This window comes from Streptococcus mitis (assembly GCF_002096845.1).
Lineage (GTDB): Bacteria > Bacillota > Bacilli > Lactobacillales > Streptococcaceae > Streptococcus > Streptococcus mitis_A.
In genome coordinates this window covers 43,292-54,688 of sequence record NZ_NCVK01000001.1, presented here as the reverse complement: position 1 = coordinate 54,688, position 11,397 = coordinate 43,292, and the positions used below count along the sequence as shown (strand labels likewise).

The 11,397-nt window shown below is 33.8% G+C and carries 10 protein-coding genes and 1 pseudogene; 5 read left to right on the top strand and 6 right to left on the bottom strand.

The window, feature by feature from the left end; genetic code table 11:
* Positions 1-202 precede the first annotated feature (202 nt).
* From B7695_RS00355 to B7695_RS00330, 6 genes and pseudogenes are all read right to left on the bottom strand, one after another.
* Positions 203-1,306: pseudogene (locus B7695_RS00355) on the bottom strand (pyruvate formate lyase family protein); the annotation flags it as partial.
* Positions 1,307-1,467: 161 nt separating this feature from the next.
* The gene (locus tag B7695_RS00350; RefSeq protein ID WP_192855695.1) at positions 1,468-2,757 is read right to left on the bottom strand and encodes a PTS sugar transporter subunit IIC; all 1,290 of its coding nucleotides are present in this window, start codon (positions 2,755-2,757) and stop codon (positions 1,468-1,470) included.
* Between the two features lie 16 nt (positions 2,758-2,773).
* Complete coding sequence (locus B7695_RS00345) at positions 2,774-3,082, bottom strand: PTS sugar transporter subunit IIB (protein WP_000238723.1); 309 nt, start codon at positions 3,080-3,082, stop codon at positions 2,774-2,776.
* Positions 3,083-3,115: 33 nt separating this feature from the next.
* Positions 3,116-3,436, bottom strand: coding sequence for a PTS lactose/cellobiose transporter subunit IIA (locus tag B7695_RS00340; protein ID WP_000402908.1), 321 nt, complete (start codon positions 3,434-3,436; stop codon positions 3,116-3,118).
* Positions 3,437-3,631: 195 nt separating this feature from the next.
* A complete protein-coding gene (locus B7695_RS00335) occupies positions 3,632-4,612 on the bottom strand; it encodes a sugar-binding transcriptional regulator (protein WP_001070838.1) in 981 nt (326 codons plus the stop codon).
* A gap of 12 nt (positions 4,613-4,624) precedes the next feature.
* Positions 4,625-5,371 carry a DeoR/GlpR family DNA-binding transcription regulator gene (locus tag B7695_RS00330; protein ID WP_192855694.1) on the bottom strand — a complete coding sequence of 249 codons (747 nt, stop codon included), beginning with the start codon at positions 5,369-5,371 and terminating at the stop codon, positions 4,625-4,627.
* Positions 5,372-5,492: 121 nt separating this feature from the next.
* Here B7695_RS00330 and B7695_RS00325 point away from each other — a divergent pair, with 121 nt between their 5' ends.
* The 5 genes from B7695_RS00325 (at position 5,493) to B7695_RS00305 (ending at position 11,397) form a co-directional block, all read left to right on the top strand.
* Positions 5,493-6,269 carry a glycyl-radical enzyme activating protein gene (locus B7695_RS00325; RefSeq protein WP_000406167.1) on the top strand — a complete coding sequence of 259 codons (777 nt, stop codon included), beginning with the start codon at positions 5,493-5,495 and terminating at the stop codon, positions 6,267-6,269.
* Between the two features lie 174 nt (positions 6,270-6,443).
* The gene (locus B7695_RS00320; protein WP_084889267.1) at positions 6,444-8,093 is read left to right on the top strand and encodes a sensor histidine kinase; all 1,650 of its coding nucleotides are present in this window, start codon (positions 6,444-6,446) and stop codon (positions 8,091-8,093) included.
* Complete coding sequence (locus B7695_RS00315) at positions 8,086-8,856, top strand: response regulator transcription factor (protein ID WP_084889266.1); 771 nt, start codon at positions 8,086-8,088, stop codon at positions 8,854-8,856. Before B7695_RS00320 ends, B7695_RS00315 begins: the two co-directional genes overlap by 8 nt.
* Positions 8,857-9,148: 292 nt before the next feature.
* Positions 9,149-10,189: an ABC transporter substrate-binding protein gene (locus B7695_RS00310; protein WP_084889265.1), complete on the top strand. Its 1,041-nt coding sequence runs from the start codon at positions 9,149-9,151 to the stop codon at positions 10,187-10,189.
* Between the two features lie 161 nt (positions 10,190-10,350).
* A complete protein-coding gene (locus tag B7695_RS00305; RefSeq protein WP_000731167.1) occupies positions 10,351-11,397 on the top strand; it encodes an ABC transporter substrate-binding protein in 1,047 nt (348 codons plus the stop codon).

Sequence of the window (11,397 nt, the reverse complement as noted above, 5' to 3'; positions counted from 1 at the left end):
CGACCGAATCGAAAATATCCAAGAAAGATAAAGGCCCAATCGGTAGTTGATTTCATCTATAGAGTAACATAAATCTCAAAAAATAGGGTGAAAAAACCTTTATTTGTCATGCAAAAAAATAGAAGATAGGATAGAGAATCACTTTGATGATCTCAATCATACCTCCTATTCAAGTAGTTAGATCACTAACTTAATGACATTGGTTAACAGCATCCTTCTTATCTCGAGTCTGTCCACCAATTGTAACATTTTGATATAAAGGACTTCCTGCTGAAGAAAATGTATGTGCTTGACTGCGAACCTTATTAATTGTAATTGTCTTAATCCAAAGATTTGTCAGACGTTCAACAATGCTATCTTCTGTTTCTTTACCATTTTCTAAATCAGCCTTCATATATGGATACATATATTGATCAAAACGACCATATGAAAGAGAGTGGCCATTAGATTCAATTTGTAAAATACATTGAATAAACCAAACTGATTGAATAGCTTCTGCAAAAGTAGTTGCCGGTTCATATGGGACTCTAGAGCAAATATCTGCAATCTCAAGTAATTCTTTCTTACGTTTAGGATTTGCATTTTCGGCTAAATTTTTAGCAAGAGCAACAAAGCGATTTGCATATACTTTAATAGCATCGATTACGATAAATATAGAGTCGTAAAAATGATATTTATCAATACTTGCTGGATCTGTTAAATCTAGAGCTGCTTTCGCTTTACGAGCTCGCTCTTCAAAACCTCTTAAACCAAATTGCAACAGTTTCTGATAGTTAACTGCTAAGTGAGCATCTCCAGAATTCATCTTACCTTCCATACCGAAGAACCCTGTTTCCATATAAACAGACACTTCTTCAGGTAACAAGGCACCAGCTCTAGCACGTAAATTATTATTTTCCCAAAACGGAGCAATACTTCTAAGTTGTTCTTTTGTTTCTTCAGTAATATAGAAAACATCTCCATCACGCTTTTCAAAAAGATCCAACTCATTGAGAACAAATTCTAGCGTATATTCTGGAAAAATAGGAGCATCTTTATTGGAAGAAGCTTGATTTCCCGCAATCATAGATTCTTCTTCGATATAGATAGTCATATTTTCCAAAATTTCTTTCAGCATATAGGCGCGTTTTAGGACATTAGGTTGTTCCTTATATCGATCATAAGCGCGTGTTGCTAGAACCGCTCTCTCAGCATCAATATAAGGTTTTTTATTTAAAACATCTTCTCGATATTTGTTCATCCTTTCAGTAAGGCTACCAAAATATTCTGTCTTGATTGTCGTTCTTGCTACTTCTTTATTTACCATAATAAGCACCTTTCTTTCGAAAATATTTTTGTTTCTTTCGAAAATATAATACCTGGTTTTTTAGAAAATTTCAAGCTTTTAACTAGAAAAACTTTAACTCTCTAATTTTTAGCACAAATGTGTGTGTTTAATGATAATACACAAATGTTTTTTTAGAATTATCATGCTTCATTCTGATAAGCTAAACGATCCTGTACTTTAAAGAATGGGAAATAAACTAATGTAGACATCGCTAATATCACCAGCTGAGTAATAACTCCTTGCCATCCACCAACCATAAATCCTGATATAATAGCTGGGGTGCTCCAAGGTAATGTAACTCCTGAAAATGGCTGCATGAAACCTGTTGCAATAGCTCCATATACTATAACAGCTGCAAGTACAGGAACAAGAATGAAAGGTACAAACATAACTGGATTCATGACAATCGGAAATCCAAATACAACTGGCTCATTTACGTTAAATATTGCTGGAAAAGCTGCTACTTTCCCTAACGCTTGGTACTGTTTAGATTTTGATGCAAAAAGCATCGCAACTACAAATCCAAACGTAATCCCTGAACCAGATAGAATTAAAAATGAATCTAAAAATTGTTGAGTAACAATATGTGCACCATTTTCTAATGATAGATTCCCAGAGGCTAACATAGCTTTATTAGCATCAAGATTAGATAAAAGCAGAGCTGTCACTACTCCATTTACTACCGATTGTCCATGAACACCAAACCACCACAAAAATGATATAAAGAATGCAATGCCAATTGCACCATACAAAGATCCAGTTAAACCTTGCAATGGAACTTGAATAGCAGAATAAATCATTTCTATGAATGTTCCGCCATTAGTCAATGAGCTCGCTAAAATATATACAATCATAGAAAGTAAGAAAATTACAAATGCTGGAATCATTGCTTCAAACTGTTTCGCAATAGCTTGTGGAACTTGTTCTGGCATCTTAATAACAATTTTTCTCTTTATAAAGAAGGTATAAATACTTCCTACTACCAAACCTATAATGATAGCACCGATAATTCCTTGACCTCCAAACCAAACTTTACTAATAGCATCCCCAATTGCCTCACCTTGTTTAGGGATATAAGATGATCTTAGCAAAATAAAGAATGCAGATACAGATAGAACCCCAGCTGGCAAAGCCTCTACTCCGCTATTCTTAGCATAAGAATAGGCAATTGAAAAACAAGAAATTAGACCCATAATCGCAAAAGTTCCTGAATATACTTGCATAAACGGCTCTGTCCAATTTGCTCCAAATACACTAGCAATGCTCTTATTTAATCCTTCGAACGGCAATTGTCCCATAATCAAGAATAAACTACCAACTACTGTCAATGGCAAAATTGCTAACATACCATCTTTTAGAGCTATAATACCACGCATATTCACAAACTTCATCATGGGTGCAATGATTTTTTGAACATCCATCTTTGCCATAATAAATCTCCTTTTCTTACCCACTAATCAAAGATAGGGCCAAATCTAATACTTTTTTCCCATCTAACATACCATAGTCCATCATCGGAATAACAGCTATCGGAACATCACACTTATCACAAATTTCTTTTGATTTATCTAATGTATAAGCAACTTGAGGCCCCAACAGTGCAACATCTAGATTTGGGGCATAATCCGCTAATTTAGACTGAGAAAACGCCTCTATTTCTGCCTCAACTCCACTAGATTGCGCTGCAATTTTCATATTATTTACAAGCATACCAGTAGAAAAGCCTGCTGCACAAAACAAACCAATCTTCACCATTATATTTTCCTCCTCTATGTTAATGCTCTAGTATTATTTTTTATGAAGTTCTTTTCTCAAACTAATAATTTCTTTGATTAAATTAATCTCCGTCATACTAGTCATGAGATGATCTTGTGAATGAACAAAGAGAGCTGTTATTTCTGTCTTTGTACCAGACGCTTCCTGTGCCAAGAATTTTGTTTGTAGATTATGGGCTTCTAATAAGGCTGCATCAGCTAACTGGATTTCTTCTTCACATCGTTCACATGTACCGTTTTTTATATAATCTAACGCTTTATAAATATGTTGTTTCGCATCGCCAGCATATAAAATTAAACCCATGATAATTTGATCTGGAACAATAATTTCCATAAATTCCTCCTCATTTCACTATGTAAAAAGCTTTTTTCATTTGAAATTTTAAAATTTTCTTTTGTAACTATAGAATACAACTACATAATAAACTTGTCAATCTAAAAACAACAAATAAACTATTTTTATTTATATAAGCACAAATGTGCAATTGATTAAAAAGAAAAACGATAAACTGATATCAGTCTATCATTTTCACTCGCATAAAATATTTCGAAAAGAAAAATCACCATCTTCTTCTAAAACTTTTAAAATTGTATTTTTATCTGTAATCAGATGATTTACTAGATTAGCACGCAAGACAGAAAGAATCGCAGATACTTTCGTATCACCGTAAGCAACAGCTAAACTTTGAGGAATATTTTTTAAATCTTCCAAAGAGATTGCTATCGTTCTTTCCTGTAAGTTCTCATAAACTTCTTTACCTTTTGAATCAAAGAATCGACAACAAATTTCCCCTACAGTTTTAACTTTTGTCAATTCTTTAAAGTCATCCTCTGTAAGCATGTCTAACCATTGATGTTTTCCTTTATTACTAAAATCACCAATCCCAACCACAACTATATCTAAATCTTTCCAACTATTTTTCAAATCTTCAAAATATCTTGATTGCAAAATACCATCTGCTAACAATTTATTTTCTTGCACAATTGTTGCATTCATAAATGTACACTCTCCATGAAATTTTCTAGACATTTCATAAATCAGTGTATTCACATGGTATTTAGCGTGTATGTGACTAGGACCACCTGCTAGAGGATAGAAGTGAACATTTCGGACACTTTTGCTGTGGATTAAATCTACTAAATTACTTAAACTTTTCCCCCAAGAAAAGCCAATTTTCATATTATCATCAATTAAATTCCTAAGGACACCTGCTGCAACTTGAGAAATTCTTTCAGATAAAATTGTTGGATTATCATCAAATTCATTTGGAATAATCTCTAAACTTTCCAGGCCATATTTTTCTTTTACATAATTTTCCAACTTAAACATATTGGTATCAAAATTCTCTATTTCAATTTTAACAATTCCTGCATTCCTTGCTTCTGTTAACATTCTACTAATAGAGGTTCTATAAATTCCTAATTTTGCTGCTATTTGTGACTGATTTAAGTTTTCAATATAATACAGATAAGCAATTTTAGAAAGCAGTTTATTTCTATCTTGATTCATACACTTAACCTCTTACGAAACTACCTTAACCATTATCCCAGCATTTTCTAATGTAGCTATATTTTGTTTAGAAAGTTTTTCGTCCGTTATTACTTCATAGACTTGACTTAAAGCAAATCTTCTTACTGTACCCCTTTTATCAAATTTACTTGAGTCAGTTAAGACAATGACTTTATCCGACGCTGCTGAAATATATTGAACTACCTCACTGCGCATTAAATCTTTTCCTGTAAAGCCCATCTCTTTATCGTAACCATCTGTCCCAACAAAAGCTTGATGCACATGAAAAGTCTGTATCATTTCTTTTAATAAAGGTCCTACAGTCACCTGTGAATCTTTCTGAAACTCGCCACCAAGAACAATAACACGACATGAATCATAACCTCTCACAAAATTTGCTATAAAAAATGAATTTGTTACAATAGTGACATTTCTTTTTTGCTTGCAAATTTCCTCAGCAAGTAAAGCACAGGTTGATCCAGATTCTATCATTATTGTTTCATTATCTGACACCAATCTTACTGCTTCTTGAACAATTTTTCTCTTAATTTCATAATTAATTGACAAACGTACGTTTAAGTCATCTCCACTATTTAATACAGCATATCCATGCTCTCTGTGTAATAAGCCTTTTGACTCTAATTTATCTAAATCTTTTCTAATCGTTACTTTCGATACATTTAATTTTTCCGATAATGTATTAACATCAATCTTTTCATATTCTGATACTAATTTAATAATTTGTTCCAATCTTTTCATTTTACACCTCCGTTTTATTCTACCAAAATAAAAAGCAAAAAACAACAAATTAAACTTTCGTTCGTAATTGTTTTTCTTTCGTTTTTGTGATAGGATAGAATTATAAAGAGGAGGAACTCTTATGGAAATATCTAAAGGAATTATTTTTAATATTCAACACTTTTCAATTCATGACGGTCCGGGTATTCGTACAACTGTTTTTTTAAAAGGATGTCCTCTGCGCTGCCCATGGTGTTCTAATCCTGAATCTCAAAGAATGAAACCTGAAAAAATGAAAGATGCTCAACGAGAAAAATTCACTTTAGTAGGTGAAGAAAAAACTGTAGAAGAAATTATTACAGAAGTATTGAAAGACAAGGAATTTTACGAAGAATCCGGTGGGGGGTTAACTTTATCTGGAGGTGAAATATTTGCTCAGTTTGAATTTGCTAAAGCCATCTTAAAGTCAGCTAAAGAACATCACATACACACTGCCATTGAAACTACTGCCTTTGTTGATCATGAAAAATTTATTGATTTAATCCAATATGTGGATTTTATCTACACAGATCTAAAACATTATAATTCTATAAAACATAAAAAAGTGACTGGGGTTTTTAATCAAATGATTATTAAAAACATTCATTATGCTTTTTCTCAACATAAAACTATCGTTTTAAGAATCCCAGTTATCCCTGATTTTAACAATAGTTTAGAGGATGCAGAAGAATTCGCTACTTTATTTAACTCATTAAATATCGACCAAGTTCAACTACTCCCTTTTCATCAATTTGGTGAAAACAAATATCGTTTATTAAATCGGAAATATGAAATGGATGGAGTCAACGCACTTCATCCTGAAGATCTTATTGATTATCAAAAGGTATTTCTGAACCATCATATTAATTGTTATTTCTAGTTTATTTCCTTGAAATGCTCTAGCTATTTGCAGATAACAAGCATCTATAATACATACTTAACTTTTCAAAAGGTTTAGCTAAAAAATTTTAGCCAAACCTTTTCTATTTTACCTTGCTCTAGAATTTTTAAACTGCTATACTTATAACAGAAAACCCTTCCAAGGAGGTAGCGGATGTCTCATTCCTTTAAAAAATCTCTCCAAAAAGAAATTCTCCATAGAAGCTCTATCGCAGCCTTTGTGACCTCACTCTTACTACTCATTTTACTTTTTGGTTTTTCCTATTTTTTACAAAAGCAGCAACTCTCCAAAGATACGAGACAGATTGTCAAACAGGTTCAAGAGATGAAAGAAGCAAATAATGAGCTCCTGACTACTATGAACCATAAAATGATTCCGGGATTTTTGGATGGCAAACACACAGAGCGAGAAGTCTTTAGCTTATTTTACGAGACAAAAGCTAAATTAAAACTTAGTTCTGACCTCATTATCCTAAGTGATACAGGTAAATTACTATTTAGTACCAATCGTAATCATCAAGAAAGTATTTTATCTCCCTACTATCTAAAACTACTCATTCAAAATCCTTCTCAAGAAAAAGTGACAGAAAAAATTGCACTCTCTTCAGATAAGCAACATTACACACTCTTTATCAAACCACTACTTCAAAACCAACGAGTTAAGGCCTATACTATTGCTTTCGTAAATGAGAATGATTTCATCTCAAGTTTCCCAATGATCAATTCCAAATACATCATTACCGATAGCTTTGGAAATATGTTTTCCAACAATACAAATCAGTTTACTCGTTCCACTCTTGAAAAATTTGATGAAAAACTCCTACACTCTCGCACCCACTGGTATGCGAATGAACCGCTTATTGTTCAAAAAGAAAAAGTCGGTGCTATTTTTTCAATCTATACTTTTCAATCCTTTTTTCCCATTCCTAGCTTACTTGGTCTAGCCTCCATTCTCACCTTATGTATATTCTTCCTCTACTTCTGGCAAGCAAGGCGAATTGCTCATAAAATTGCCACACACAACGCTGTTCCTATTGAAAGTTTGGTTTACCAACTTCAAGAAATTCCTAAACAAGCAGAAAAAAGGCTTTCTCTACAAACAGGTGATGAGTTTGAGTTTATGGCAGAAAAAATCAACAATATGTTGTACGAATTAGATCAACTTCATCAAAAAATGCTAACCATAGAAAAAGAAAAGTGGATTTTTGAAAGAAAAATGCTGGAAGCTCAGTTCAATCCTCATTTTCTCTACAATACACTTGAGACAATTAAAATTACTTCTTTAATGGATGCCGCTCTCACACAAGATCTAATTCAAAATCTCACGCACATTCTTCGCTACAGTATCACCGATTTAGAAAAAGAAACAACCATTTGCCAAGATTTAAATATTATAGAGGATTACCTTATGATTCATAAGATTCGTTTCGAGCACTTTTCCTATGATATTGTCTGCCCAGAAACTGTTGATAATCAGCCTATTCCTAAACTTTTCTTGCTTCCTCTAGTAGAAAATGCTATAAAATATGGGATGCAATACCGTATTGATCTTCATATAGATATCCAAATTACCTTGGAAGCAGATTCTCTGATTTTTTTAGTCAAGGATAATGCCGGAGGGCTCACAAAACAAGAGCGACTCGCTATTTTAGACTCTTTAGAAAGCCCTCATACCCAGCATGGCATCGTTAACAGCTATAAACGATTGAGCAATTTCTTTTCTGATGTCCAGCTAGATTTAGGAGTCAATCGTCAAGGAGAAACTTGGGTCAAATTTATAACGAAAGGACTAACTCATGTTTAAGCTCATTATCGTAGAGGATGAACACCTCATCCGAAAATGGCTAGAAATTGCCGTAGACTACTCTGCCTTAGGTATCCAAGTCGTAGGAACTGCCAATCACGGTCAAGAGGGAATGAAACTCATCCAAGAAAAAGAACCTCATATTGTCTTAACAGACATCACAATGCCAATTATGGATGCTTTCATGATGTTCGAAGCCACTCGTACCCTTTCTTATGAAAAAGTTATCTTATCAGGTTATAACGATTTTCAAAATGCCAAAAAAGCCATGCAATATGGAGCAGTTGATTTCTTATCCAAACCAATTGATACCAAGGAATTGGCGGAATGTCTTCAAAAAATTGTTTTGCGATTACGAGTTAGCACTTATCAAGAAACTCCTTTTTTAGAAGAGTATCAAACTTTACTCACCTCTATCCAACAAGTTGATACACAAAACCAAATCATTCAGCAAATTCTTGAATTTGTGCACCAACACTACTGCATGCACTTTACCATTTCTAGCATTGCAGAGAATCTAGGATATAGTGAAAGTTATCTATATAAGGTTATCAAGGAAGACTTCCCAATGACGCTAAATGAATATATCTTACGCTACCGCCTCAAGCAAGCTATGGATAAAATAGCTGAATCCCCCAATTCCCCCCTAAACGATATCTCTGAACAAGTTGGATTTTCAGACTATAAATATTTTGCCAAAGTTTTTAAAAAATATCTCCATATTTCTCCAAAAGAATTAAAACTTATGGATAAAAACCATTGATATAAAAGGATTGCTCAGCTCAGGCAATCTTTTTATTTTGTACTTTTACCCAATGAAAATCAAAGCGCTAACTACTCAAATCATAGCTTTGAGATTGCAGATAAAGTGACGTATTCTGAAGAGTATTACCATCAAAATCTAAGCTACAATTTACCCATCCTTGCTCTAGGAACTCATTTCCTATTTCCTGTTTTAGATTTCTTTAAGGTTTTTATTATATCCTGTAGAACTCTACAATTTAAAGACATTAACAATCTAGGTAGAGAAAATGTTCGTAAAAAAGGAGATACTTATGAAAAAAATACTATTCTTTCTCTCTTGTGGCTGGATATTCCTTTCTTTATCAGGATGTTCTTCACCTATAGAAGCGGAAACTAGCTCTGAAAAAGATTCAGATAACACTTTAGTTGTCTACTCACCTAATCCTGAAGACCTTATCGAAGAAACAATCCCAGCCTTCGAAGAAAAATATGGTATTAAGGTTGATTTAGTACAAGCCAGCACTGGTGAATTGTTCAAAAAAGCTGAGGCCGAAAAAGAATCCCCTGTAGCCGATGTCATTTTCGGAGGCTCCTATGCCCTCTTCTCTTCTAACGAAAAACTTTTTGAACCTTATATTTCCCAAGAGAACGACCAGATAATCCCTGAATATCAAAATAAAACTGGATTCTACACACCTTACACACTGGATGTCAGTGTTATCATTGCCAATTCAGCCCTTACAAAAGATATAAAAATTGAAGGCTACAATGATCTACTCAATCCTAAATTAAAAGGAAAAATTGCTACTGCTGATCCAAGTAATGCTTCTAGTGCCTTTGCTCAATTAACAAACATGCTTGTCGATCAAGGTGGATACGAAAATGAACAAGCTTGGACCTATGTGAAAAATCTATTTACCCTAGTAGATGGAAAGATTGCATCTAGCTCTTCGAATGTTTACAAAGCTGTCGCCGATGGGGAAATGGCTGTAGGACTCACCTATGAAGACCCTGCCTTAAAACTCTTAAATGATGGGGTTGACGTAAAAGTCATTTATCCAAAAGAAGGAACCGTATTTTTACCTGGTAATGCAGCTATCGTCAAAAACGCTAAACACATGGAAAATGCTAAGAAGTTTATCGACTTCCTCCTTTCACAAGAAATCCAAGATAAGCTAGGAACCGAAACTACAATCCGACCTATTCGTAAAAATGCTAAAACCAATAAAAATATGAAGGCTATGACAGAAATCAATGTTGCTACTGAAGATTCAGATTATGTCATCAAGAACAAATCCGCTATTCTTAAAAAGTACAATGATATTTTTACAGATATCCAATCTAAAAAATAACATTTGATACTCAATAATTAACTGTCAAACCCTGCTATAAAATCAAAAAGATTACTTCCGTTTTTGTAGAGAATTTTACTCTAATAGAATAGAATTATCGGTTTTAAAAACGCTTACATTATTTTAAAATAAACTTAAATAACATAACGGAGGTATCCATCATGAAAAAGAAATGGATGTATTATGCTGCTTGCGGACTAGCTCTTTTTGGTCTTGCTGCTTGTTCTTCTAGTGAATCTGCCGATGACAGTTCATCTGATAAAGGAGACGGCGGTTCGCTAGTCGTTTATTCACCAAACTCAGAGGGCTTAATCGGAGCAACTATTCCTGCCTTTGAAGAAAAATATGGTATCAAAGTAGAACTGATTCAAGCTGGTACTGGAGAACTTTTCAAAAAACTAGAATCAGAAAAAGAAGCTCCTGTAGCCGATGTCATCTTTGGTGGCTCTTATACACAATATGCTACCCACGGAGAACTCTTTGAAAACTATACTTCAAAAGAAAATGATAATGTTATCAAAGAATATCAAAACACAACTGGCTACTCTACACCTTATACACTAGATGGTAGTGTATTAATCGTCAATCCTGATTTAACGAAAGGCATGAATATCGAAGGATATAGCGACCTTCTCAAACCTGAACTAAAAGGAAAAATCGCAACTGCTGACCCAGCAAACTCTTCTAGCGCCTTTGCTCAATTAACAAATATGCTACAAGCTCAAGGTGGCTACAAAGATGATAAAGCTTGGTCTTATGTAAAAGATCTTTTCACACTTATTGATGGTAAAATCGGTTCAAGCTCATCTGGTGTCTATAAAGCAGTCGCTGACGGAGAAATGGCTGTTGGTCTCTCTTATGAAGATCCAGCAGTTAAACTCTTAAATGACGGAGCTAATATCAAGGTAGTCTATCCAAAAGAAGGAACCGTCTTCCTACCTGCTAGTGCTGCTATCGTTAAAAAAGCGAAAAATATGGAAAATGCCAAGAAATTTATCGATTTTATTATCTCTCAAGAAGTACAAGATACCCTTGGTACAACCACTACTAACCGTCCTGTTCGTAAAAATGCTAAAACAAGCGAAAATATGAAACCAATTGACAAAATCAAAACACTCACTGAAGATTATGATTATGTCATCAAGAATAAATCAGATATCGTTAAGAAATACAACGAAGTCTTTACAGATATCCAATCTAAACAGTAA

Bases quoted from the DNA above. Each gene is read 5' to 3' on its own strand.
- B7695_RS00340 (WP_000402908.1), bottom strand. From the start codon at position 3,436: ATGGAAATTATTGTTCCAGATCAAATTATCATGGGTTTAATTTTATAT.
- B7695_RS00345 (WP_000238723.1), bottom strand. From the start codon at position 3,082: ATGGTGAAGATTGGTTTGTTTTGTGCAGCAGGCTTTTCTACTGGTATG.
- B7695_RS00320 (WP_084889267.1), top strand. From the start codon at position 6,444: ATGTCTCATTCCTTTAAAAAATCTCTCCAAAAAGAAATTCTCCATAGA.
- B7695_RS00335 (WP_001070838.1), bottom strand. From the start codon at position 4,612: ATGAATCAAGATAGAAATAAACTGCTTTCTAAAATTGCTTATCTGTAT.
- B7695_RS00315 (WP_084889266.1), top strand. From the start codon at position 8,086: ATGTTTAAGCTCATTATCGTAGAGGATGAACACCTCATCCGAAAATGG.
- B7695_RS00325 (WP_000406167.1), top strand. From the start codon at position 5,493: ATGGAAATATCTAAAGGAATTATTTTTAATATTCAACACTTTTCAATT.
- B7695_RS00305 (WP_000731167.1), top strand. From the start codon at position 10,351: ATGAAAAAGAAATGGATGTATTATGCTGCTTGCGGACTAGCTCTTTTT.
- B7695_RS00350 (WP_192855695.1), bottom strand. From the start codon at position 2,757: ATGGCAAAGATGGATGTTCAAAAAATCATTGCACCCATGATGAAGTTT.
- B7695_RS00310 (WP_084889265.1), top strand. From the start codon at position 9,149: ATGAAAAAAATACTATTCTTTCTCTCTTGTGGCTGGATATTCCTTTCT.
- B7695_RS00330 (WP_192855694.1), bottom strand. From the start codon at position 5,371: ATGAAAAGATTGGAACAAATTATTAAATTAGTATCAGAATATGAAAAG.